Genomic DNA, 22,991 nt, shown 5'->3' on the forward strand with positions numbered 1-22,991 from the left:
CCCCTTGCGGGCTTACTCGCTCTGACGCAATCGACCGTCAACCATTTCGAGGATGCGGTCGCAGTGCCCGAGCACGTCGTGATCGTGGGTCACCATGATCGTAGCGACGCCGGCCTCGTGAGTTTCGCGCGAGAGCAGTTCAACCACCTCATGGCTACGTTTTCGGTCGAGAGCAGCCGTCGGTTCGTCGACGAGCAGTAGCGAGGGATTGCTCATCAATGCCCGAGCGATACCGACGCGCTGTCGTTCGCCGCCGGAGAGTTGACCAGGTCGACGATCCGCACGGTGGCTCATACCGACCGAGTCGAGCAATTCCTCGGGATCGCGCCCCGGCCGCCCCGTGAGCTTGGGAATCAGCCGAAGCTGATCGCGCGCCGTCAGCGCTGGAATCAGATTGCCGGATTGAAAGACGAAGCCGACCTTGTCTCGTCGAAGTTTGGCCAATGCACGGGCCGGCATCGCCGACACGTCGACGCCGTCGATGACAATCGTTCCACTCGACGGCCGACCGAGTCCGCCGGCCACAGCGAGCAAGCTCGACTTTCCAGCCCCTGACGGTCCGACGATCGCGACGAGTTCGCCGCCCGCGACCTCGAGGTCCACGTTGTCGAGGGCGAGCACTGTGGAGTCACCGTCACCGAATCGAAGACTGACAGCGGTCAATACCAGTCCGGTAGTGGTTTTTTCGACTGTGGTCATCGGTTTTCCCCCAATGCGGTGAGCGGGTTGACACGCGTAACGCGGACGATGGAAACGGCTGCGCCGATCAGCCCGAGTACCGCCAAGAGCACTGCGCCGTTGACGACAGGGCCGGACTCCAGAGCGAACGGCATCCCACCGCCTTCGAGTCCCGAGCCGAGCCCCAAGCCCAGCAACACACCGATGCCGATGGAACCAAGCAGCACTACCAGTGCCTGTGCCATGCCGTCGCGAAGCAGAAAGCCGGTGGAGGCTCCCATCGCACGCAACACTGCGAGTTCGCGACCACGCTGAACTGTCCAGATACTGAAGAATGCGCCGACGACCAGTGCGGAGATCGCGTACAGAAACGCCTTGATCATCGACATTGTCATCATTTCCGCGGAGAAGCCCGGTGAGGAGTCGAAAGATTCCTCGAGCGTCTTTGCAGACGTTCCCGCCGCCACATCTCCCGACACGAGGTCCGGCACTACATCGTCCAGGCCCCGAATCGCAACGACACTCGCTTCGGAATAGGCACTGGCGTTGGCGGTTTCGCCGATCTTGGCACCGGCGTGAACCTCCTGCCAGGTACGCAGGGGCAGGTAGGCGACGTCTACGTGCCCGAAAGTGCGCTTGTCTTCGGTGAATCCGACAACTGTCAGCTCCGTACCGAGTCGATCGAGTATCACCGTGTCACCGATCGCAACACCATCATCACGGAAGGTAGAGCTGACGATGATGTCCGTGTCGGCTTGCAGTCCCCTCCCGTCGGCGGTGACGGGCTCGAGGAAGGAGCCAGGTTCGATACCGAAGAGCGTGAGATCGACAGGCGTGCCACTGCGAGTTTTTGCATTGACGATCATGTTGCCGAAGAGCTCGGCGTCTTGGACATCGGGTTGCATGCGCCATGCCTGCGCCTGCTCTTCGGTGACGACCGAGCGCGAAAACGCCGAGTCGGCTTTGGTGTCCGGGGCGAAGGCAAACGCCTGGATCGGCGTCCGCTGCAAAGCGGAGACACCGTCGTTGACCAGGCCGGACGAGAGGCCGGACAGGATCACCATCAAGATCGAGATGAGGGCAACCACGGCGCCCATCAAGAGGAATCGGTTTCGCGCAAACCACAGTTCACGCAGGGCGAGGAACATTCGGGAAGCTCCAAAGTCGTCGGTGCGAGTCACGCCGACTTTTATCGACGCCTTGTCGAAATCATATCGACAAGGCGTCGAAAAACTATGTGAGGTGCGTTACTACTATTCGTAGTAGACATCGTGAGGCGCTGAGCGTCGTATCAGTCCCCGACGCCCACTGGCCGATCGCCGACAATCGAGATTCGATCCATCACACGACGAGCCGGGAAGTAGTCACTGGCCGCGTAATGCTGGCAGGTCCGATTGTCCCAGAAGGCAACAGTATTCGGCTCCCACTTCAGTCGGACCTGGAATTCCGGACGATTGACGTGGCGATACAGCATCGTGAGAAGTTCGTTCGATTCCTCTTCGGATACGCCCAAGATCCGTTGCGTGAAGGTCATGTTGACGAACAACACCCGCCTGCCGCTTTCCGGAATGACCCGAACCACCGGATGCTGCACCGCAGGGAACTTCGGACGCAACATCTCGACCGCATCCGCCGGCATCGACCTACCGAACGAGTTGATCCAATCATGTTCTGCAACAAGCGGGTCGATACGCTTCCTGACGTCTTCCGGAAGCAGATCGTAGGCAGCAGCGGTGTCAGCCCACAACGTGTCACCACCCACCTCTGGCACCTCGACTGCACGAAGTACGGCGGCAAACGAAGGAAACTCGTGCCACGTCACGTCGTTGTGCCAGTTGTTCTCGACGCCGCCGACCATCGCATCCTTGGCCAGCGTCGTGACATCGACGTCCGTCTGCCCTGGCTGCGTGTACTTGAAGAACGGATGCTGTTCGAGATCGCCCCAACGCTCGGCAAAAGCTCGATGTTCTGCTCGGCCGAGGTCCTGATCCCGAAAGAAGAGGACTTTCCATTCGAGGAGAGCGCGGCGAAGTTCCGCAATCACGGCATCAGACAGGTCCCCACCGAGTCGAATGCCGGAGATTTCCGCTCCGATCGTCGGCGTGACCGCCTTGACCGCAAAGTGTTCGTACGGCGCCGGAACTACGGACTCGGGATTCCGGCGAGCGACAAGTGGACCATAGGCAGCAAGCGGATCGGTGGGGATCGGAAAGATCGTTGCCGCAGGCAAAAGGGTAGCCATCAAGGCACTTCCTCGGAATCGACGATGTCGTAACGGACAATCCAGATTAAGTCTATGTCCTTAACGTGTCAACGGTCACGTTCTCCGGTGCGCACCTTGACCCTGACGCCGCGTCAGGGTTGGAGAATGGTTTCCACAGACGAAATCCGAATCGACAAACGGGAGGGCGAGGCGATGATGACCATCGGCGAGCTGGCGAATCTGGCCGGCACCACCGTCAGATCCGTGCGCTACTACCACTCGAACGGGCTTCTCGAAGAACCACAACGCCAACCCAACGGCTACCGCATGTACCGGGCGGTGGACCTGGCACGACTGAGCCGCATCCGCCGCCTGCGCGATCTGGGGATTCCTGTTGCCAAGATCGCCGAACTGCTCGACGGCGACGCTCACGACACCCGGTCCGCACTCGACGCACTCGACAAGGAACTGGCAGCCAAGGCCGAACAGATCGCGGTTCAACGTGCTCACATCGAGTCGCTACGCCGCAACGCCGATCCCGAACTACCCGACGCGTTTTCGGAAGTGCTCGCACAGTATGTCGTTGCCGGTGCACCGACAGCGTGGATCGACAACGAGCGCGAACTCCTGATCCTCGCGCTCACCGTCTCCGGGGGTGATCCCGAAGTCTGCGATTCACTCCTGAGCGCACACCGCCGGGCGTTGGCGAAGCCGAACCGCGAGCAGGCAATCGAACTGATTACTCGCATGTACGCCCTCACCGACGCTCCGGCGGACGCCGACACGATTGCGGCCCTTGCCATTCAGTTCTGCGATTTCACCGAGAGAGTGCTTCCTGAACAGGCCGCACCGGAACGCCCTTCACCCACCCGGTTGGTAGCGGTGCTGCGCGAGCACCAAGCAGATCGAAGAACCCCGACCCAGGAAAGATTCGCGAAGGCTGTAGCGGCCGAGTTCGCTGCCCGCCAGTCTCGACCCTGAAACTCCGCCACTGAATCCCCACATCGGAAGTGGGGTGATCAACGCTGCCCGAAAATGGGCTCGAAACAAGGACACGACACGACAATGACTGGATCCATCATGCCCAGATCACGCACGCCTCGACCACGAAAGTGGCTGGCTACCACAATCGCCGCTGCCGCACTCGCAGTACCTGCACTGGCGGCGTGCTCGGATCCTGCTGCTCCGCAGGAAGATCCACAATCGAATCTCGGCGCGTTCTACGACCAGGATGTCGAATGGGGGCCATGCGCCACAGACACCGGAACATCGACGGCAAGTGACTGCGCCATGGTCACAGTACCTTTGGACTATTCCGCACCTGACGGCAAGACGATCGAAGTGGCGATCTCGCGGGTCGCGTCCACCGACCCTGCACAGCGACGCGGGATCTTGCTCACCAACCCTGGCGGCCCGGGCGGCCGCGGTCTGGGATTGCCCGAGATTCTGAATGCCGGGATGACACCGGAAGTCGCAGCGGCATACGACGTCATCGGCATGGACACCCGAGGACTCGGCAAGAGCACGCCGATCGACTGCGGCGTCGAGCAGATGACATGGATGCGTTCACCCGGTACCACAGAGGAAGGGTGGAACGAAAGTGTTGCGCTCGCACGCGAGGCCGCTGACACATGCTGGGACAAGTACCCGGACTATCTGCCGCACATCAATACTCAGAACATCGCCCGCGACCTCGACGTGATTCGTGGTGCCCTCGACCAGGAGAAGGCGTCGTACTTCGGGTGGTCGTACGGCACATACCTTGGTGCGACCTATGCTCAAATGTTCCCAGACAGGATCGACCGTGTGGTTCTCGACAGCGCACCGGACCCGAAGAAATACGGATACGAGATGTTCCAGGACATGGGCCCGGCCAATGAGAAAGCGATCGACGGATTCTCACAGTGGGCAGCAGACCACAACTCCACCTATGCACTCGGATCGACGCCCGCCGAAGTTCGCGCCCTCATCGAGAAGCTGATCTCGGACGCTGCCACCACTCCGATTCAGATCGGTGACTACGCCGTCGACGATCACGTCCTTCCATTCCTGATGTACGTCAACGGAACCGGGGACACCGAAAAGGAAAGCGAGGCATTCGCGCAGGTATTGGTTCAGTTGCGCGAACTCGCCGCAGGCAAGACCGTCGAGGACATCCATCCCCAGCTGACGGGACTGATGCAGGCGTGGTTCCAGACCGAATTGGGGACCGGCCCTGACTATGCCGGAACAATCGCCATTGTCTGCGGAGACGTGTCGATGCCGAGCGATCCCGCGTGGTATCGCAACAAGTTGGAGGAGCACCGTGGTGATCAGCCGATCTTCGCCGGCACGCACAACACGATCATGCCCTGCGCGTTCTGGCGCAGTGAGGCCCCGAAGCGGATCGACATCGACAACAACGTTCCGGCATTGCAGATCCAGGCAACCGGTGACACCCGCACGACGTACGACGAAGGCCTCGGCATGCACGAAGCGATGAAAGGCTCACGGCTCGTGACAGTTCCAGGCCGCACTCATGCGGTGTTCCCGGGCTACGCGAATACTTGCGCAAACGCCGCCGTCAACTCGTACCTGCTCGACGGCTCACTGCCCGCCGAAGACGTGGTGTGCGAGTCGTGATCTCAGCCAGTCAGCTCGCTCTTGATCTCGTTCTTGAGAACTTTGCCGACCTTGGAGCGAGGTAGATCGTCCCAGACGATGACTTGCTTCGGAGTCTTCACACTTCCGATGCGAGACTTCACGAAAGCCATCACCTCGGCGCCGTCGATGTCTGCGCCGAGGTGTGGCTGCACCACTGCCACAACACGTTCGCCCCACTTGTCGTCCGGCAACCCGATCACTCCGCAGTCCTGAATCCCCGGATACGCCATGAGTGCCTGCTCCACCTCGACCGAATAGACGTTGAAACCGCCGGTGATGATCATGTCCTTCGCACGATCGACGATGAACAGGAAATTGTCCTCGTCCAGGTACCCGATGTCGCCGGTGTGATGCCAGCCGTGGGCTGACGCTTCCGCGGTTGCGTCGGAGTTCTTGTAATAACCCGCCATCACCAACGAACTGCGAATCACCACCTCACCACGCTCGCCACGTCCGAGCAGCGCGCCTTTGTCGTCCATGATCCCCACGGTCACCAGCGGCGACGGTCGACCCGCCGACGAAAGTCGTGACGTTGCGACAGTGCCGTCCGGGCCGAAATGCTCCTTCGGTGACATCGTCGAGATCATCATGGGGGCTTCACTCTGCCCGAACAGCTGAGCCATGACCGGTCCGATCTTGTCGATCGCCTCCTCTAGCCTGGTCGGGGAGATCGGTGCCGCGCCGTACCAGAAACACTGCAGCGAGCTACGATCCGTTACCGCGAGGTCCTCGTGCTCGAGCAACATGTAGATGAGCGTCGGCGGCAGGAAGGTGTGAGTCACCTTGTGCTTCTGAACGTTCGCGAGGAAGTACCCGAGATCGGGCTTCGGCATGATCACCACTTCGCCGCCGAGGGCCATGATCGGGAAGCACAAAACACCGGCGGCGTGAGTCAACGGCGCCAACGCCAGATACACCGGGCGCCCCTCGAATGGATAACTCATCAAAGTGATTGCGGTCATCGTCTCGATGTTGTGCCCGGTCAACATCACGCCTTTGGGGCGGCCCGTCGTACCACCGGTACCGACCAGCATGGTGACGTCGTCGGGCGCCGCGGCGTCGAGTTCTTCTTCCCCGAGCCAGCTTTCGAGGGACTGTGCCGAATCCCACTCGCCGTCGATACAGACGAGCGTCACCAACTGTGGAAGCGCGTCCTTGATCTGGTCGACAAGCGGCGCATAGGACTTCTGGAAGAACAGAGCGCGACAATCGAACAGATCCAACAGGTCTCGGTTCTCCGCAGCTTCGTTGCGGGGGTTGATCGGGCACCAGACCGCGCCAGCCCTACTGATACCGAATACGCAGGAGAACGAGATCGGGTCATTGCCGGACAGAATCGCGACCTTCTCGCCCGCCGAGATGCCCGAAGCCGCGAGCGAAGCTGCGAAGCGTCGGCTGAACTGTTGCACCTCGCCGTAGGAGAGAGTGCGCTCCCCCATCGTCAAACACGGTGCGGTGGAACCAAGAGAGGCTCCCTTGTCGAGATAGTCGGTCAAACGCATGGGGAGCCTCCAGGGCGGGGCTCCCGGCGCGATGCACGCCGGGAGCCGTGAACATGATAACGAGGGCGACGAGCTAGGCGTTGATGGTTACTTCCGGCTCCAGAGCCAGCCCGAAACTACGTAGCGCGCCAAGCAGTTCGCGATGGCCGAACGCCTGGCAGGCCGAGGCAAGCCCGGTCCGCTTGGGCGCCTGCTGAAGCAACGAATGCGCTGCATAGGCGTGCAGGAGGCCCGTCTGCTTGTAGTTGCAGTTTCCGTGAATCACGACGTGCGAGCGACCCAGCGGACCCGACGCGTAGACGGAGTCGAGTGAGGTGTTGATGCGCGGATTTTCACGAGGGGGCATACCCGCCTGAACCGAACCGGCGATCTCGGCCAAGGCGGCTTCCTGCTCGTCGGCGGGCAGGGTCTTGATCTGCTCCTCCACGATCTTCTGTGTCGCGACAACACCTTCCATCACGGTGCGGTCGAACACCCCGCCCGCAGCCTTGACGTTGGAAACTCGCGGATCGTTCTTGAACCACACGGGGTGGCAAGTTCCGCCCCACGGCAATGCAAGCGCAGTTTCGTGCTGGCCGGGAACGACGACGTCGAAAGTCTGGCCGGGCGCCCACTGCACGTACTTGTTCTGCTCGAGGTAGTACCAGTTCGCTTTCAGGATGGTGAAGATCGTCTGAGTGGAGGCATAGGTGGGAAATCCCTTCCACAGCACGAGAATGTCGAGCGTATCGAGACCCGGCGTTTCCAGTGCGATGTTGGCCGCGATCTCACCGGTGGTGTACATCTGCGCGATACCGGGCGAGAGAAGCAGGCCCTTCTCCTGGTACTTGTCGCCGAACTTCTCCTGGACGTCGAGTACCCAGTCCTGCTCACCGGTGGTGTCCATGTAGTGGCAACCGGCATTCAACGCAGCCTCGACGACGGTGCCGCCAAGCTTGATGAAAGGTCCGACCATGTTGCTGACAACCTGTGCACCGGTGAACAATTCGGTGAGAGCCTCGACCGTGTGCTCGACCTCGACGACCTCGTGATCGACGGTGTCCAAACCGGGGATCTTGTCGAGGACCTCTTGGATGCGAGCGGCATCGCGGCCGGCCGCGATGAACGGGATGTTGAACTCGCGCAGGTATTCACACACCAGACGGCCGGTGTACCCGGAGACGCCGTAAACGATGACGGGCTTCTTTTCGGACATGTTCGTGGAACCTTTCGAAGACGTGAGAAGGATGTACGTACGAATGGGGAGGGCAGTTACATGCCCATGCCACCGTCGACCGGTAGGCCGATTCCGGTGATGAATCGCGCGGCGTCGGAGGACAAGAACACCACGGCGTCAGCCATGTCGTTCACTTCACCGAGGCGGCCGAGCGGGGTGAGACCGATGACGTCGCCGACTGCCGCTTCGGCACTGGGCCAGAGGCCGAGCTTCTCCATGTCCGCCGCGAGTCCGAGACCCATCTCCGTGGCGACGAGGCCCGGGTAGATGCAGTTGACACGGACTCCGTAGCCGAGCTTGCCCGACTCGGCGGCGGCAACTCTGGTGAAGCGATCGACCGCGGACTTGGTCGCGGAGTATCCACTGATCCCGGGAAACGGAATGGTTGCGGCCACTGAAGAGATGTTGATGATGGAGCCGCCGGTTCCGGCTACGCCACCCGGACGCATGCTGCGCAGTCCGTGTTTGGTTCCGAGCGCCGTGCCGAGGATGTTGACCTCACACATACGGCGGATGTCGCCCGGATCGAGGTCGACCACCAGCGAAGAAATCTCGATGCCTGCGTTGTTGACGAGGATGTCGAAGCCGCCGAGAGTCTCCGCGGTGGCGGCGACTGCCTCTTCCCAGTTGGCGTCGTCGGTGACGTCCAGCTTTACGAAGCCGGTTTTGACTCCGCCCGAACCAACGGCCTCTGCGGTGGCACGACCTTCGTCTTCGAGAACATCGCCGATCATCACCGACGCCCCCGCCTTCGCCAACGCCTCAGCCATTCCGGCTCCGAGCCCCTTGGCACCACCTGTGACCAGTGCTTTTCGTCCCTCGAGATCAAACACGCTCATTTTCGACTGCCTCCATGACTGAAACGACTCTCGCGATGCCACCGTTCACAGCGACGCTGCCAAGTGGTGTGAGTCACAGAGTATTCAACTTTGGACGAGTGTCAAGAGAAATCTTGACGACTGTCAAGATTTTGTTACACGCTCGTCAAAGACCAGGGGTTACACTGATTCGGACGCGGCGATCGTGCCGCTGTGGAAACCGCAGGGAACAGGACGTGCCATCGTGACCACGACAGTCGAGAAGCCTAGTGAGGCAGGGAAAAAGGCGGTTCCTGTCTCTTCGGAGAAGCGGTCCAACGCCGACAAGGTGTCACGTCGTCAGGTCGACAAATTCTCCGAGCGACGTGATCAACTGGCCGAGGCCGCACTGCAAACGCTGGCCGAACTGGGCTACGCACGCACGAGCCTGCGCGAAATCGCCCAGAATTCGGAGTTCTCCCACGGCGTCCTGCACTACTACTTCAGCGACAAGGTCGATCTCATCACCCACTGCGTGCGCCACTACAAGGCACGCTGCGTCACCCGCTACGACGGCATCGTCGCCACCGCTCAGACGCCGGAGGAACTGAAAACGGGTTTCGGCGCGCTGCTCGCCGAGACCATGATCGACGAGCCGACGATGCACCGCCTCTGGTACGACCTGCGCGCGCAGTCGATGTTCGAGGAGTCGTTCCGAACCGACGTGGCCGCGATCGACGAGAGTCTCGAAAACATGATCTGGCGCATCGTCTCTCGCTATGCCGAGCTTCTCGACGTGGAGCCCTCGGTCACCTCGCCGGCGATGTACGCGATCTTCGACGGCCTGTTCCAGCAGAGTCTTCTTCGCCACCTGTCCGGTGATCAGACTGCCGCGAACTATCTTTCGGAGAGCGTCCAGCAGATGCTGCCCCTGGTAGTGCCCACACCCTGAGCCGGCACCACGTCCTGAGTCGGCTCAGCGAGCAGCGATGCCTTCCGCGACGTACCTGGCACCGCGATCGAATTCGCCGACCACGTCGTAATCGGCGTCTTGCCGCCAGAAGCGAACCAACGCTCCGTACGTACCGCCGATGATCTGCGCGAGAAACAGCGGCGGGTAGTCCGATCTCACTTCGCCGGCTTCGATACCGGCAGTGACGATCCGCAGAAGTTCCACATGGAACCGATGATCGTGTGCCGCCCCCGCTCCGGAGGAGGCGAAGTCGCGCTCGAGTTCTGCTGTCACCATGCGCAGATAGCGCGGATGCATGATCGCTTGTTGCGCAAAGTCCTGAAAAATCCGGGAGATCCGATCAGAGGTCGGCATCGGAGATTCCATGAGCTGATCCACCAGTGCCGCAAGCTGATCGAGATGATCACTGTGCAGCGCCTCGAGAACCGAGTCCTTGCCCTGGAAGTAATTGAAGAAGGTGGCTCGCGACACCTCGGCTCGCTCGGCGATGTCGTCGACGGTCGTGCTGGCGAAACCCTTTGCCGAGAACAGAATTCGAGCAGCTAAGAGCAACCTGTCGTTGGTATCGCGCTTGTTCTGTTCTCGTTTGGAAATCACGTCGACCTGCCTTTCTCCGCCTCAGGACACAGTCTTCGCCACAGTCCGGAATGTGTCCAATGTCGGTCTCGCCAGTTGGCGCACCACCCCTTCGATAGATGGACTACAGTCCAATTATGTCGCCTGTTTCCACAGAACGCCACGACCGCGTTCTCATCGTCAGGATCGAACGCGAAGAACGTCGTAATGCGATCAATCGTGAAACTGCCGAGGGCATCGAAGCCGCACTGAACCTTCTCGACGACGACCCTGCGCTGTGGGTCGGCATCATCACCGGAACCCCCAACATCTTTTGCGCCGGAACCGATATCCGAGAGCGAGCCGACCTTCGCATGCCTCGCGGCGGTGAGTACGGCGTCATTCGGCGTCAGCGAAACAAGCCTTTGATTGCCGCGGTCGAGGGGTACGCGCTGGGTGGCGGATTCGAAATCGCATTGGCCTGCGATCTGATCGTCGCCTCCGCCACAGCACAATTCGGTCTGCCCGAAACCAAACGCGGTCTGGTTGCGACGTCCGGTGCGCTCTTTCGGGCGCCACGTGCCCTTCCGATCAATGTCGCTCGCGAACTCCTGATCACCGGGCGCACTCTCGATCCCGATCGGGCCAAAGATCTCGGCGTCGTCAATGCAGTGACTGCCCCGGGTAAGGCGCTCGACGAGGCTCTGGTGATGGCGGCCGAGATCTGCGAGTCCTCTCCGACCTCGGTAAGCCTGAGCCTGAAGGCAATCGACGCTCTTTACGCCGAGGCCGATACTGCCGGATGGACCATCACCGACGACGCCAAGGACGCGGTGCTCCGATCGCCGGACATCGCCGAAGGACTCGACGCTTTTGCGAGCCGTCGGACGCCGCAGTGGAGCGGACTGCCGCCCACATGAGCGACCACGATCCGAGACGGATTTCCTATAGGGCTGGTCGGAAAGGGTGTGAACCGGTTACAGTCTCTTCCGTGACTGGAATTGGCGCATACGAGACGGGCACGCTGCTGACGCGGCGACGCCATGTCGATTTTGCGCACGTCTGTACATCCGGGTGTCCGATCTACTGATCGGACCTACGACGTGAGCGCCGCTCACGTCGATACTCGTATGTACACCCAGATCAGGGGACATTTCTGTCATGACCACCGCTTCGATCTCGCACCTGAGTTCCGTCGTAGCAGCCAATGCCGACGCCATCGACAAGGACGCAAGCAAAGCGCACGTCGTCTTCAAGGCATCCGCTCAGGCGCACGACGCCGTTGCCAGCACCATTTCTCTCGGTAAGTACACCGTCGAGGTCGACGAGCCGCCGGCCCTCGGCGGCGAGAACACCGCAGCCAATCCCGTCGAGTACTACCTCGCATCCCTGCTCTCCTGCCAGGTGGTCACCTACCGTGTGTGGGCGGACAAGCTCGGTATCGCGCTCGACGACATCTCGGCCAGGGCAGAAGGCGACCTCGACGTTCGTGGATTCTTCGGATTCGACGATGCCGTCCGCCCGGGATTCTCCGAGGTTCGCGTCGTGGTGACCCTGACCGGTCCGGAAACTCGCGAGCGATACCTGGCGTTGCAGGAGACGGTCGACGCCCACTGCCCCGTACTCGATCTCACCCGAAATCCCGTCCCAGTGCATACAGTCGTCGAAACCGCCTGACCCGCACCAACCCACCTTCACCACGGAGTATGAATTCATGAGCGAGAACACCCCCGTCGACACCGATCCGACCGCAGATTGGTCGTTCGAAACCAAGCAGGTCCACGCCGGACAGGGCCCGGACAGCGCTACCAACGCTCGAGCGCTTCCGATCTACCAGACCACCAGCTACGTCTTCGACAACACCGACCATGCGGCGGCGCTCTTCGGCCTCGCCGAGCCGGGCAACATCTACACCCGCATCATGAACCCGACGCAGGACGTCGTCGAGCAGCGCATCGCCGCTCTCGAAGGCGGAGTCGCGGCTCTGCTGGTTGCGTCCGGTCAGGCCGCCGAGTCCTTCGCGATCCTCAACCTCGCCGAGGCCGGGGACCACATCGTCTCCAGCCCTCGCCTGTACGGCGGCACGTACAACCTCTTCCACTACACGCTGCCCAAGCTCGGCATCACCGTCGACTTCGTCGAGGACCCGGACAACCTCGATCACTGGCGTGAGGCAATCCGTCCGAACACCAAGGCGTTCTACGGCGAAACCATCTCCAACCCCAAGAACGACGTGTTCGACATCCCCGGCATCAGCGCAGTCGCCCATGAGCACGGCATCCCGCTGATCGTGGACAACACGGTTGCAACTCCGTACCTCATTCAGCCGCTGAAGCACGGCGCCGACATCGTCGTCCACTCCGCCACCAAATACCTTGGTGGACACGGCACCGCGATCGCCGGCGTCATCGTCGACGGCGGCACCTTCAACTGGACCCAGGGACGCCACACCAACTTCACGACCCCTGACCCCAGCTACCACGGCGTCACCTTCGCAGACCTCGGCGCACCCGCCTACGCCCTCAAGGCACGCGTCCAACTGCTGCGCGACCTCGGCTCCGCCATCGCACCGTTCAACGCCTTCCTCATCTCGCAGGGCATCGAGACACTGAGCCTGCGCATCGAGCGCCACGTGTCCAACGCCCAGAAGGTCGCGAAATTCCTCGAGGGCCGCGCCGAAGTCACGTCGGTCGCGTACGCCGGACTGGAATCCTCACCCTGGCACGAGCGTGGAAAGCAGCTGGCTCCCAAGGGAACCGGCGCCATCGTCGCGTTCGAGCTCGCCGGTGGAGTCGACGCAGGCAAGAAGTTCGTCAACGCACTGACGCTGCACAGCCACGTCGCCAACATCGGTGACGTTCGCTCACTCGTCATCCACCCCGCGTCGACGACGCACTCGCAGCTCACCCCCGAGGAGCAGCTCGCTTCGGGCGTCACCCCGGGGCTCGTCCGCCTCGCGGTCGGTATCGAAGGAATCGACGACATCCTCGCCGACCTCGAAACCGGTTTGGCAGCAGCAGCTTCCTGATCGAGCACACGAAAAAGCTCGGTCCCGACAGGCGTCGGGACCGAGCTTTTTCGTTGCGTCAGAACTAGCTCTTGGGAGTGAACGCGGCCAGCGGTTCACTGTCGGACCAGTCATGGCCCCAGTAGCTGTCCGCCGTGATTTCCTCAGCGGTGTAGAAGGTTTCGTCGACAAGCGTGCCTTCGCAACCGAACTCGAGATCCCAACCACCGGGTGCGCGCACGTAGAACGAGACCATCTTGTCGTTCGTGTGGCGACCCAACGTCGAGGAGATCGAGAAGCCGAGCTTGGCAACACGATCGAGAGCCTGACCGACGGCGTCGAGAGTCTCGGCTTCCATCATCAGATGCACGAGACCGGGTTCGTCAACCGGCGGCGCCGGGCACAGCGCCAGGCTGTGGTGGCGCTGATTTACACCCATGAAGCGAACGCGGCGAGCCGGCGGCGGCGCATCGATTCCGCCGAGACGGATGGAACCGCGCGGAAGGAATCCGAGCACCTCGGTGTAGAAGGTGTACGCCTCGTCGAAACGCGTAACCGGAAGCACCACATGGCCGAGTCCCTGATCACCGGTGACAAAGCGGCCGCCGTGCGGGGTGACCAACGGGCTGTGGTCGAGTACCGGTCCGAAGAAAACCTCGACGCGGTTGCCGTTGGGATCGTCGAATGCGATGACCTGCTCGGCATCGCGGTAGCTGGCGTCGACCTCGGAAAGAACCTCGACCTCGACTCCGGCCTTCTCGACCTCTTCACGAACACGCTGGAGCGCGAACTGATCTCGCACTTCCCAACCCACTGCGAGAGCCTTGTCCGTCTCACCGGGCAGGACGATCAGTCGCGCACGACGCTCGTCCAGGCGCAAGTAGAGGCCGTCGGCTTCCGGGCCACTACCGACCGCGAGGCCGAGTCCGTCGACCACGAGCTCGCGCCAGCGAGCCACGTCCTGCGTTTGGATCCTGAGATACCCCAGGCCCCGAATTTCAGTCATGCCTAACCGTCCTTGCTTCGAGAGTGATTGTGGGACTAGATCATCGAGCGGTGGATGCCCTGCGGTTCGCCACCGAGCTGCGAGAGCGTCGACGCGTGGAAAATGGAACCAGGCACATGGATCGCGTGCGCGAGACCGGCATGCGCATCACGCCAGAACCGCTGCATCGGCGTGTTCAACTGCAACGCGCCACCACCGGAACGAGCAAAGATCTCGTCCACCGCCCGCACCGCCCGCCACGCCGCAGCAGTCTGCGTGCGCCGACCGATCGCACGAAGCTCGAACGAAACTTCCTGCCCCTTCTCGGTCATGTCCCAGAAACGATCSACCGTCTCCAAGATCGCAGCCCGAGAAGCAGCGATCTCGGCCGCAGCCTCACCGATCGCGAACAGCACGTACGGATCTTCCTTGATCGGAACRCCACTGACCGTCACRCGCTCACGCTGCGCCGCCATGTTGCACGCCAACGCACCCTCAGCGATACCGATCAACGACGARGTGATCCCCAACGGGAAAATGCAGGAGAACGGGAACTTGTACAACGTCTCCGTACGGCCCGCTTCCTTCCACGCCGTCCCGTCGTASACCTTTCCGGCGTCGATCGTGCGGTAGGTGGGCAGGAACGCGTCCTTGACGATCAGGTCCTTCGACCCSGTWCCGCGCAGGCCCACGACATTCCAGCTGTCCTGGTCGATGTCGTAATCGGAGCGCGGCAGCAGTACGTGCAGGTGCTTCGGCGGCATCAACGGCTTRCCGGACTCGTCACCGACCATCGCGCCGATCATGATCCAGTCACAGTGATCGGTACCGGAGGAGAACGACCAGCGACCGTTGAGGATGTASCCACCCTCGACCGGCCTCGCCACRCCCATCGGCGCATACGGYGACGCCATCCACGTATCRGGATCGGTTCCCCACACCTCTTCCTGAGCCTTGCGGTCGAAGAACGCAAGCTCCCACGGATGAACACCGACGATGCCGCTGACCCARCCCGTGGCACCRTCCATCGCACCGATAGCCATTGCCGTCTCGGCGAATTCACGCGGATGYGCCTCGAGGCCTCCGAAYTCCTTCGGCTGSAACATCCGGATGACGCCGGAGTCGCGCAAACGCTTCGCGCTGCCGTCCGTCAAGCGCATCAGCTTGTCGCCCTCGACTCCGTCGGCGCGGATCTCGTCGGCGAACTGTGAGATGTTGTCCAGAACCTGACCCATGATCTTCCGCCTCCATTGATAGCCCGCCAACCTTCAATAAAGTAGAACACGTTCTAGAAACTTGCGGAAGTGAAATGGCCGACATTTCTTACACTCACACGGTCTGCAGTTCCGACGGGAGTTCGACGGCGTCGCTACCCGAGGCCGCAAGCAACTGTGCGTATCGCCCACCTTGTTGCACAAGTTCGTCGTGGGTGCCCTTTTCCACAACCACGCCCTGGTCGAGGACCGCGATGAGATCCGCATCTCGAACCGTGGAGAGTCGGTGCGCTACAACAAGAGTGGTGCGTCCGACCATCAGCTCGTCGAGCGCGTCCTGCAGCGCACGTTCAGTGCGATTGTCCAAGGCGCTCGTCGCCTCGTCGAGGACCAGGATCGGCGGATTCCGCAGAACTGTGCGCGCGATCGCGATGCGCTGTTTCTCACCACCGGAGAATCGGTAGCCGCGCTCGCCGACCATGGTGTCGTACCCGTCGTCGAGACCGGAGATGAACTCGTGGATTTGCGCGATGCGCGCTGCTTGCTCGATCTCGGCGTCGGTGGCATCGGGTTTCGCGAACCGAAGGTTCTCACGAATCGTCGTATGGAAGAGGTACGTCTCCTGCGACACCACGCCCACCAGATCGGAGACCGTCGCGAGATCGAGGTCCCGCAGATCGATGTCGTCGATTCTCACCGATCCCGCAGTCGGGTCGTACAGACGTGCGGCCAAGTATCCGAGGGTGGTCTTGCCCGAACCTGTGGAGCCGACCAGCGCCAAGGTTCCGCCGGCCGGGACCGCGAGGTCGATGTTGTCGAGAGTCTTGCTGTCGGTTCCTGGATACGAGAAGTCGACGTGGTCGAACCGAAGTTCGCCGGACATCTTGGTGCGGTCGAAGCTCTTCGACTCTTCCGGATCCGCAATGTCGATCGGCAGATCCAGGTACTCGAACACGCGACTGAACAGTGCCATCGAACTCTGCACCTCGACGCCCGTGTTGAGCAGCATCATGGTGGGGCGGAACAATTGGGTCTGCAGTGTGGTGAATGCGACGAGGGTGCCGACGGTGATGGTGTTGCCGTGATCGAGAGTGAAACCGGCGAACCAGTAGACCAGTGCGGGCATGGCTGCGAAGGTGATCGACATGGTCGCCATGCGCCACTTGCCGGCCATCATGGCCCGGAGTTCGACGTCCGCGACTTCCGCTGAACGCTCGGTGAATCGATCCGTCAGAGCCGACTTCGCGCCGGTCGTCTTGCCGAGGAGAATGCCACTGACGGAGAGAGATTCCTCCACCTGCACCGACAGATCACTGAGTAGCTTCTGCCGCTTACCCGAGATCTTGCGGCGCTCGTCACCGATCTTGCGTGCGATACGGATGAACACCGGCAAGATCGCCAGCGAGAAGATGGCAAGCCGCCAATCCAGAAGGAACAGAGCAACAATGGTGGCTGCCACGGTCGTTGCATTCTGCGCGATGGACGTTGCCGTGTTGGTGACCACCGACTGCATACCGCCGATGTCGTTGGCAATGCGCGACTGAACTTCTCCGGTTCGGGTTCGAGCGAAGAATCCGAGCGACTGATTCTGCAGATGCGAGTAGACCCGCACACGCAGTTGGTGCATCAGTTTCTGGCCGATGCTGTTGGACATCCAAGTCTGCGCCACGCCGAGACAGCTCGTGATCACGGCAATGGCGATCATGCCGATGGCCAGAACGCTGACGAGTCCGAGGTTCTTGTCCGGGATCGCCTTGTCGAGCATTTCGCGTAGGAGCAGCGGACTGCCCAACGCCACGATCGCGCTGAGTGTGATGACCGCGGTGACGATGGCGATCTGAGTTCGATACGGCGCGAACAGTCCGAGTACGCGCTTTGCCGGTACAGAGTCCGCCGGAGTGATCTCGACAGCGGATCGTTCGATGTTTCGCATGTGATCTGGTTTCACGTTCTACCTCCTGGAGGCTTTCTCACCCTAGTTTCATATTGATGAGGTTACCTCACTATGAGGCTGACACCAACAACGCTAGACTGACGCCATGCATTCCCGAGAGCGCGAACTCACCGACGTCGTGATGTCCGTGGCACGGCTCATCCGGCGACGCCAAGTGGCAGCGCTGGAACCATTCGGCCTCTCGCCGTCGCAAAGCCGAGCGCTGCGAGTACTGACCCGAGTGGGCGAGCCGGTTCGACTCGGGTTTCTTGCCGAGCGATTGCGCATCGTTCCGCGGTCGGCGACCGACGTCGTGGATTCCCTCGAAGAGGCCGGATGGGTGCGCCGCACTCCCGATCCGAACGATCGGCGAGCCGTGTTACTCGAGCTCACCGACGCCGGCGCTACCCTCGCTGCCGACGTCGCGAAAGCTCAACGACGCGAATCCTCGGATGTGTTCGACGACCTCGACGAATCGGAGCGAGCAACTCTCACCGAACTTCTCGAGCGAGTGGACGCGGGGCACGACTCTCGGCACGCTCGATCTTCGAGATGCAACGAGCAAGGTCCGCGCCAACTGCCGTCGCCCGCAACTCGAGATCGGAACGAGGCACACCCTCTTTGGTCGTGTACTCGTTGGTGCGCAACTCCCCCGCCACCATGACCGGATCACCCTTCATGATGGATGCGCCGACGCCGGTGACCAACCGCCGCCAGCAACTGACCGTGAGATAGAGGGTCGCTCCGTCCGTCCACTCTCCGGTCACCGCGTCTTTGCGACGCGTGTTGCTCGCCATCCGAAAGCTCAGCACCTCTTCGCCATTGGTTGTCTGCCGCTTCACCGGATTGGTGATGACGGTTCCGACAACCGTTGCATGCGTTTCGTACATGTCCGATCCCCCTTCGAACTCCAGAACCCGCCAACTGCCGCGGGGCCGATCATTGCGTCGGCAGTTTCGATTGTGGAACGGCAAACGCCTGGCTCGGGATTTCGATTTCCACCTGTGCATCGGCGGGACAGCTGTGGAGAAACAGCACTGCCCGAGCCAAACGGCCCGGGCAGTGTCGGAACTAAGTGCTAGTGGAGGATTCGTCGGATTTCTTCTCGCTGGGTGTCTCGTCCGCAGAGTCCTCGCTTGCAGTCTCCGCGTCAGCAGCCTCACGCGGTTTCCACCCCTCGCGGTCCCGCCTGGCCAATTCGGCGAACATGGCGTTGTGAGCAGCGAGGTCGGCGTCGTGGTCACGCTCGGCCGCACGGTCCGTTCGGCGCGCGGTCCTTCCGTCACTGCGCGACCACTGAACCAGCAGCGCGAGCATGACCACCATGAGTGGGATCTCGCCGGTCGCCCACGCGATGCTGCCGCCCAGCTGCTGATCGCCGATCAGGTCGTTGTTCCAACCGAGTCCGAGCGAGCGGAAGTACGCGCCGCCCATGACGGCGGTGGTGCTCATCAATGCCACGCCGAAAAACGCGTGGAACGGAAGTGAGCCGAAGACCATCGCCAGCTTGGTCACCGGCTGCAATTGGCGTGGTGACGGGTCTATTCCGATCGCCACCCAGTAGAAGAGATAGCCGCTGAGGATGAAGTGCAGGTTCATCAGCAGGTGAGCGCTGTGCGAGTCGACGGTCGCGCCGTAGATTCCGCCGAGATACAGCGCGTAGAAACCGCCGACGAAGAGAACTGCCGCAACGATCGGGTGGGTGATGAATCGTGAGAACGGGCTGTGCAGCGCGGTCAGAATCCACTCGCGAATGCCTGGCACGCCGTCCTTGCCCGCCGGATCGAGCGCCCGCAGAGCCAAAGTGATCGGCGCACCCAGAACCAGCAGGACTGGGCCCAACATCGACAGCGCCATATGTGCGCCCATGTGAACGCTGAAGACTGCCGGCGCGTACTTGCCGACACCGGACGACGTGGCGATCAGGAGCACCGCGCAACCGCTCATCCAGGCGATGGTTCGGCCGACGGGCCAGGAGTCTCCACGCTTGGCCAGCTTGCGCAGGCCGATGCCGTACAGAATCGCCGCAGCAATTGCGGCGGTGCCGAACATGAGGTCGAATCGCCAGTCCGTCACGAACGCCATGAACGACGGCGGGTCCGGAAGGTTGTAACCGAGTTCGACCTCGGGGATCGAGGGAATCGACAGCGGCGGAGGCGGCGGGGTACGACCGAGGCCGATCGCGAGACCGATGGTCGCCGCCATCACGATCGTTTCGGCGCCGGCAAATCGAATCAGGGCAGAGCGACTCTTCGGGTTCTCCGCCAGCGCCGGTAGCGCCCGACTCCGCTGAGCCCAACCGAAGAACCCGAGGATGATCAGTGCAACTGTTTTGGCGACGATCAATCGTCCGTAGGTCGTGGTGAACACGTCGTCGAGAGGCAGACGGACAATCGCATTGATGACGCCGCTGAATCCCATGACGACGAAGCAGATGGATGCGACCGTCGAAAAGCGTCGGGCTGCTACGTCGGTGTAATCGCCGCCGCGGCGCGCGTGTGCCAGTAGCGCGAACAACCCGCCGGCCCAGAGCGAAGCCGCCACGAGGTGCAGGATCAGACTATTGGTAGCGATGTCATGCGAGCCGCCCGAAGACGAGTGACCGGTGAGAGCAAGCGGCATCAGTCCGAGGAGACCGACCAGCAGCAGGAGCGGAGTCCACCACCAGCGCAGTGTCAGTCGGGCCAGGATCGCCAGAACAACCGCGATGATCGCCGTCCAACGCCAAGCGCCGGCGATCTCGACCTGATCGAGTCCCGACCACAGGTTCGCCGGTTTGATCGCTTCGGCAAACGGCTGACCCGACGTGTCAGAGAGCGTCAGAGGCACCATCATGAACGAACAGATCGCCCACACGATCGCGGCGTGCGATGCAGTTCGGACTGCCCGATAGCCGTCGACGTCGAGGACACCCGACTTCTGCGGCGGCACGAAGAACGCGGCCAGAAGCAGTGACCCGATCGCGATGACTGCGGCGATCTCCCCCAGTGCGCGCATCGCGGGCAGGCCGTACGTGGTGATCGGGCCTGGATCCGGGATACCCAGAAGAGTCAGTGCCTGCGACGCGGAGAATCCCACCACGATGGCTGCGGTGAGCCCTGCGATGAGTCCACTGACCACGAATATCGCGGTCGAAGAAGCGGGTGCACCGCTGTGCTGTGTGGACTCCGGTGGGGAATCTGTCGGCGCGAGGTCGGGTGTAGCCATACCTCAAGGGTAGGACCTTCGCGAACCGACTACGACAACGCGTCGGAGTTGGGCGGCGCGCGTCACATCCCGAACCCTCGAGTATGATGTTCCACGCGCCTCCGTAGCTCAGGGGATAGAGCAAGAGCCTTCTAATCTCTTGGTCGCAGGTTCGAATCCTGCCGGGGGCACCACAAGATTTGATTCACGGATAGTCACACTGCGTGGACGAGCGGCCACTGGGCAGAGCAGTCCGATACGGACCGAAACCTAGCCCACAAATTACGTGCCGTCCGCAGTAATCTGCCTCGCATGAAGAAGGCACTTCCGAAGACCCTGAAGTCACTCGCCCGGACCGTTGGAATCCTGGCACTCGCAATCGTCGTTGTATCCGTCGTCGAGCGGTTCACCGGCGCACACCAACCGACTACCGGTCCCGCCTCGTTGACCGGACCCGACCAATCGTTGTAGCCCTTCCCCTGCGACAAGGTCGTCTCACGAAGTTCTACGACAACGAGCCGGTAGCCAAGAATCCACCACTGCCAACTGAGTCGCATGCAACACGCTAAGCAGAGCCGCCGCACAGTGTCACAGAATCTCTGGGCTCCGGATCCCAGGGCGTAACAGCAGCCGGAGTAGTCGGACCTTGCTGGCGGCCGTGGGCGTAGCACCATTGACACAAGCTGCGTCAGAATGGTTGAGCGAGAACTCGATTCGAAGTTCTAATTTCGCGAAGTTTCCAGGGAGCCCCGAGAGGCGCCGGCTCTGGGACCTCGCGGCTACTCGGTGCGGTTGCTCGGATGTGGCGACTGCGCACCGACCGAACCGGCCGCATCCGCCGTCAGCGACTACGCAACGACCGTCACCATTTGACTCCGGGCATCGAAAGCGCTTGAAAAGTAAGCCATTCCATCGTGCCGAAATGCGCGAGAACGACCTGAACTTGCGAGGTCTCCAGATCTTCGAAGAAGCCTCCGACGTGGCATTTTCCGAGATCCACACACATCCCAGGCAGTGCCTCATCCGTGCGCACAAGAGCGTCGCCAAAAGTCGCTGCGGCGCGTGATCAGCTGGACTGAGGTAACCGTACCGAAGGCTTTCTACGAAAAGCTGGGCGATTCTTTGTCTCGAAATGCCATGTCGGCCCCCGAAGCATTATCGACGGTTAACTCAGGCCGGAATCCAATCTGCTAAGAAAAACGAATCTAATGTGACCCCCATCTCTGGATCCTTTCAGGGATTCCAGGTTTCGATGACTCGCAACTAAATTCACCCCCTAATTCACCCTCGCACTACCAGAAGAAAAAAGATTTGCATTTATGCCGACTGTGTGCGCACAGATAATTCGCTGAACAACCCGTCGTTGCGACAGCAGATAAAGGCCAGTGAACTGCATAAAGGCTCAATCGGTACAGCAGCACCGAACCGACTCGGTCGCTCATCGGTCGTCGACGAGGGCCAGGACGGGCATGCAACTGATGGTTGATATCGAATTGTGACGAACCAGCCAGTTAACTTGGGAAGATTTCGAATTAACCATATATAGCCAGGTACATGGAGTTTTTCGTGCATGGACGGACGTCCAGGGCATGTCCAGCTACGCGATTTGATCATGTTAGGTTCCTGATTGCGCATCGTCCGGTTTGCGCCTTCTGCGTAGTTTGCTCGTCTTTTGCACATTCTCGCGAACCGCCCCGGGCAAGTTTCTTCAAATTTTGTCAGAGAAAGGAATTTCATGAAAACCGTCACGGCCGCGTTGTACGCAGTACGAAGACTCCCCTTCGGAGCCATCGCGCTGGTGCTATTGCTATCCGGGATGGCGCTCATACCCGGACTGCGATGAATTGCGCAGGAAAAAACCTCAGCCGCGGCCTTTAGAGCCCCGTAAGTCGTCGCGTTAGGGAATGCCGGCGGCCGAATTCAGTTGGAATTTCCCGGCCCCACCCGCAGTGGGTCGTCAGTCTGCCTTTGCGCCAGCCGAGGCCCGATTACCAACTGTTCGGCTCCGCAGTAGGTCGCCTGAGAATCACCAACGCTCGCATTCAGGCTCCAGAGCTGCTCCAAGGTCCCGTTTCGCTATTCGCCGGCCCCGGAAACGG

Annotated in this window: 20 protein-coding genes, 1 tRNA gene and 1 pseudogene; 10 read left to right on the forward strand and 12 right to left on the reverse strand. The window is 61.3% G+C overall.

All coding sequences use genetic code 11. The features are described from left to right. Positions 1 to 12 precede the first annotated feature (12 nt). The 3 genes from AC1DVN_RS02545 to AC1DVN_RS02555 all read right to left on the reverse strand — a co-directional run bounded on the left by AC1DVN_RS02545 (position 13) and on the right by AC1DVN_RS02555 (position 2,920). On the reverse strand, positions 13 to 699 hold the full coding sequence (locus AC1DVN_RS02545; RefSeq protein WP_021331951.1) for an ABC transporter ATP-binding protein: 687 nt from the start codon (positions 697 to 699) through the stop codon (positions 13 to 15). Then, the gene (locus AC1DVN_RS02550) at positions 696 to 1,826 is read right to left on the reverse strand and encodes an ABC transporter permease (RefSeq protein ID WP_477993386.1); all 1,131 of its coding nucleotides are present in this window, start codon (positions 1,824 to 1,826) and stop codon (positions 696 to 698) included. Before AC1DVN_RS02550 ends, AC1DVN_RS02545 begins: the two co-directional genes overlap by 4 nt. Before the next feature lie 143 nt (positions 1,827 to 1,969). Beyond that, complete coding sequence (locus AC1DVN_RS02555) at positions 1,970 to 2,920, reverse strand: TauD/TfdA dioxygenase family protein (RefSeq protein WP_205906865.1); 951 nt, start codon at positions 2,918 to 2,920, stop codon at positions 1,970 to 1,972. Between the two features lie 126 nt (positions 2,921 to 3,046). Between AC1DVN_RS02555 and AC1DVN_RS02560 the strand changes: the two genes are divergently transcribed. Beyond that, positions 3,047 to 3,862, forward strand: coding sequence for a MerR family transcriptional regulator (locus AC1DVN_RS02560; protein ID WP_279219484.1), 816 nt, complete (start codon positions 3,047 to 3,049; stop codon positions 3,860 to 3,862). 99 nt (positions 3,863 to 3,961) lie between these two features. Further along, on the forward strand, positions 3,962 to 5,503 hold the full coding sequence (locus tag AC1DVN_RS02565; RefSeq protein ID WP_477993330.1) for an alpha/beta fold hydrolase: 1,542 nt from the start codon (positions 3,962 to 3,964) through the stop codon (positions 5,501 to 5,503). Between the two features lie 2 nt (positions 5,504 to 5,505). Here the strand turns inward: AC1DVN_RS02565 and AC1DVN_RS02570 are convergent, their stop codons facing one another. The 3 genes from AC1DVN_RS02570 to AC1DVN_RS02580 all read right to left on the reverse strand — a co-directional run bounded on the left by AC1DVN_RS02570 (position 5,506) and on the right by AC1DVN_RS02580 (position 9,081). Then, the gene (locus tag AC1DVN_RS02570) at positions 5,506 to 7,026 is read right to left on the reverse strand and encodes an AMP-binding protein (protein WP_477993332.1); all 1,521 of its coding nucleotides are present in this window, start codon (positions 7,024 to 7,026) and stop codon (positions 5,506 to 5,508) included. A 73-nt stretch (positions 7,027 to 7,099) separates the two neighbouring features. Beyond that, complete coding sequence (locus tag AC1DVN_RS02575; protein WP_019745371.1) at positions 7,100 to 8,221, reverse strand: DUF5938 domain-containing protein; 1,122 nt, start codon at positions 8,219 to 8,221, stop codon at positions 7,100 to 7,102. A 56-nt stretch (positions 8,222 to 8,277) separates the two neighbouring features. Continuing rightward, positions 8,278 to 9,081 (reverse strand): SDR family NAD(P)-dependent oxidoreductase, encoded by an 804-nt coding sequence (locus AC1DVN_RS02580; protein ID WP_019745372.1) that lies wholly within the window; start codon positions 9,079 to 9,081, stop codon positions 8,278 to 8,280. Between the two features lie 307 nt (positions 9,082 to 9,388). Here AC1DVN_RS02580 and AC1DVN_RS02585 point away from each other — a divergent pair, with 307 nt between their 5' ends. Then, positions 9,389 to 9,991 carry a TetR/AcrR family transcriptional regulator gene (locus AC1DVN_RS02585; protein WP_020909198.1) on the forward strand — a complete coding sequence of 201 codons (603 nt, stop codon included), beginning with the start codon at positions 9,389 to 9,391 and terminating at the stop codon, positions 9,989 to 9,991. 24 nt (positions 9,992 to 10,015) lie between these two features. Here the strand turns inward: AC1DVN_RS02585 and AC1DVN_RS02590 are convergent, their stop codons facing one another. Then, a complete protein-coding gene (locus AC1DVN_RS02590) occupies positions 10,016 to 10,609 on the reverse strand; it encodes a TetR/AcrR family transcriptional regulator (protein WP_428690989.1) in 594 nt (197 codons plus the stop codon). A gap of 116 nt (positions 10,610 to 10,725) precedes the next feature. Here AC1DVN_RS02590 and AC1DVN_RS02595 point away from each other — a divergent pair, with 116 nt between their 5' ends. The 3 genes from AC1DVN_RS02595 (at position 10,726) to AC1DVN_RS02605 (ending at position 13,595) form a co-directional block, all read left to right on the forward strand. Continuing rightward, a complete protein-coding gene (locus AC1DVN_RS02595) occupies positions 10,726 to 11,487 on the forward strand; it encodes an enoyl-CoA hydratase-related protein (protein ID WP_069145572.1) in 762 nt (253 codons plus the stop codon). Positions 11,488 to 11,728: 241 nt separating this feature from the next. After that, positions 11,729 to 12,244, forward strand: a complete 516-nt coding sequence (locus tag AC1DVN_RS02600) for an OsmC family protein (protein ID WP_182263089.1) — start codon at positions 11,729 to 11,731, stop codon at positions 12,242 to 12,244. A gap of 37 nt (positions 12,245 to 12,281) precedes the next feature. After that, the gene (locus AC1DVN_RS02605; protein ID WP_477993335.1) at positions 12,282 to 13,595 is read left to right on the forward strand and encodes a bifunctional o-acetylhomoserine/o-acetylserine sulfhydrylase; all 1,314 of its coding nucleotides are present in this window, start codon (positions 12,282 to 12,284) and stop codon (positions 13,593 to 13,595) included. A gap of 64 nt (positions 13,596 to 13,659) precedes the next feature. Here AC1DVN_RS02605 and bphC read toward each other — a convergent pair whose 3' ends face one another. The 3 genes from bphC to AC1DVN_RS02620 all read right to left on the reverse strand — a co-directional run bounded on the left by bphC (position 13,660) and on the right by AC1DVN_RS02620 (position 17,706). Continuing rightward, on the reverse strand, positions 13,660 to 14,580 hold the full coding sequence (gene bphC / locus AC1DVN_RS02610) for a biphenyl-2,3-diol 1,2-dioxygenase (protein ID WP_020909199.1): 921 nt from the start codon (positions 14,578 to 14,580) through the stop codon (positions 13,660 to 13,662). A 35-nt stretch (positions 14,581 to 14,615) separates the two neighbouring features. Further along, the gene (locus AC1DVN_RS02615) at positions 14,616 to 15,794 is read right to left on the reverse strand and encodes an acyl-CoA dehydrogenase family protein (protein WP_477993337.1); all 1,179 of its coding nucleotides are present in this window, start codon (positions 15,792 to 15,794) and stop codon (positions 14,616 to 14,618) included. Positions 15,795 to 15,888: 94 nt separating this feature from the next. Then, positions 15,889 to 17,706 carry an ABC transporter ATP-binding protein gene (locus AC1DVN_RS02620; RefSeq protein ID WP_053061983.1) on the reverse strand — a complete coding sequence of 606 codons (1,818 nt, stop codon included), beginning with the start codon at positions 17,704 to 17,706 and terminating at the stop codon, positions 15,889 to 15,891. 142 nt (positions 17,707 to 17,848) lie between these two features. On the opposite strand from AC1DVN_RS02620, the pseudogene AC1DVN_RS02625 reads away from it, so the two are divergent. Next, a pseudogene (locus AC1DVN_RS02625) lies at positions 17,849 to 18,097 on the forward strand (MarR family winged helix-turn-helix transcriptional regulator); the annotation flags it as partial. Between the two features lie 100 nt (positions 18,098 to 18,197). Here AC1DVN_RS02625 and ssb read toward each other — a convergent pair. Both ssb and AC1DVN_RS02635 read right to left on the reverse strand, forming a co-directional pair. After that, positions 18,198 to 18,596, reverse strand: a complete 399-nt coding sequence (ssb, locus tag AC1DVN_RS02630; protein ID WP_477993339.1) for a single-stranded DNA-binding protein — start codon at positions 18,594 to 18,596, stop codon at positions 18,198 to 18,200. 181 nt (positions 18,597 to 18,777) lie between these two features. After that, on the reverse strand, positions 18,778 to 20,913 hold the full coding sequence (locus AC1DVN_RS02635) for a bifunctional copper resistance protein CopD/cytochrome c oxidase assembly protein (protein WP_020908246.1): 2,136 nt from the start codon (positions 20,911 to 20,913) through the stop codon (positions 18,778 to 18,780). A 97-nt stretch (positions 20,914 to 21,010) separates the two neighbouring features. Between AC1DVN_RS02635 and AC1DVN_RS02640 the strand changes: the two genes are divergently transcribed. The 3 genes from AC1DVN_RS02640 (at position 21,011) to AC1DVN_RS02650 (ending at position 21,958) form a co-directional block, all read left to right on the forward strand. Beyond that, a tRNA-Arg gene (locus tag AC1DVN_RS02640) sits at positions 21,011 to 21,086 on the forward strand. Between the two features lie 118 nt (positions 21,087 to 21,204). Next, positions 21,205 to 21,363, forward strand: a complete 159-nt coding sequence (locus AC1DVN_RS02645) for a hypothetical protein (protein WP_003945304.1) — start codon at positions 21,205 to 21,207, stop codon at positions 21,361 to 21,363. Between the two features lie 451 nt (positions 21,364 to 21,814). After that, positions 21,815 to 21,958, forward strand: coding sequence for a hypothetical protein (locus AC1DVN_RS02650; protein WP_283568322.1), 144 nt, complete (start codon positions 21,815 to 21,817; stop codon positions 21,956 to 21,958). Positions 21,959 to 22,991: the final 1,033 nt, after the last annotated feature.

This window comes from Rhodococcus sp. P4_E4 (assembly GCF_056401575.1).

Coding starts and splice junctions, on each gene's coding strand:
- AC1DVN_RS02545 (WP_021331951.1), bottom strand. CDS start 699: ATGACCACAGTCGAAAAAACCACTACCGGACTGGTATTGACCGCTGTC.
- AC1DVN_RS02595 (WP_069145572.1), top strand. CDS start 10,726: ATGTCGCCTGTTTCCACAGAACGCCACGACCGCGTTCTCATCGTCAGG.
- AC1DVN_RS02600 (WP_182263089.1), top strand. CDS start 11,729: ATGACCACCGCTTCGATCTCGCACCTGAGTTCCGTCGTAGCAGCCAAT.
- AC1DVN_RS02645 (WP_003945304.1), top strand. CDS start 21,205: ATGAAGAAGGCACTTCCGAAGACCCTGAAGTCACTCGCCCGGACCGTT.
- AC1DVN_RS02570 (WP_477993332.1), bottom strand. CDS start 7,026: ATGCGTTTGACCGACTATCTCGACAAGGGAGCCTCTCTTGGTTCCACC.
- AC1DVN_RS02565 (WP_477993330.1), top strand. CDS start 3,962: ATGCCCAGATCACGCACGCCTCGACCACGAAAGTGGCTGGCTACCACA.
- AC1DVN_RS02555 (WP_205906865.1), bottom strand. CDS start 2,920: ATGGCTACCCTTTTGCCTGCGGCAACGATCTTTCCGATCCCCACCGAT.
- ssb (WP_477993339.1), bottom strand. CDS start 18,596: ATGTACGAAACGCATGCAACGGTTGTCGGAACCGTCATCACCAATCCG.
- AC1DVN_RS02560 (WP_279219484.1), top strand. CDS start 3,047: ATGGTTTCCACAGACGAAATCCGAATCGACAAACGGGAGGGCGAGGCG.
- AC1DVN_RS02635 (WP_020908246.1), bottom strand. CDS start 20,913: ATGGCTACACCCGACCTCGCGCCGACAGATTCCCCACCGGAGTCCACA.
- AC1DVN_RS02605 (WP_477993335.1), top strand. CDS start 12,282: ATGAGCGAGAACACCCCCGTCGACACCGATCCGACCGCAGATTGGTCG.
- bphC (WP_020909199.1), bottom strand. CDS start 14,580: ATGACTGAAATTCGGGGCCTGGGGTATCTCAGGATCCAAACGCAGGAC.
- AC1DVN_RS02575 (WP_019745371.1), bottom strand. CDS start 8,221: ATGTCCGAAAAGAAGCCCGTCATCGTTTACGGCGTCTCCGGGTACACC.
- AC1DVN_RS02550 (WP_477993386.1), bottom strand. CDS start 1,826: ATGTTCCTCGCCCTGCGTGAACTGTGGTTTGCGCGAAACCGATTCCTC.
- AC1DVN_RS02580 (WP_019745372.1), bottom strand. CDS start 9,081: ATGAGCGTGTTTGATCTCGAGGGACGAAAAGCACTGGTCACAGGTGGT.
- AC1DVN_RS02620 (WP_053061983.1), bottom strand. CDS start 17,706: ATGCGAAACATCGAACGATCCGCTGTCGAGATCACTCCGGCGGACTCT.
- AC1DVN_RS02650 (WP_283568322.1), top strand. CDS start 21,815: ATGCGCGAGAACGACCTGAACTTGCGAGGTCTCCAGATCTTCGAAGAA.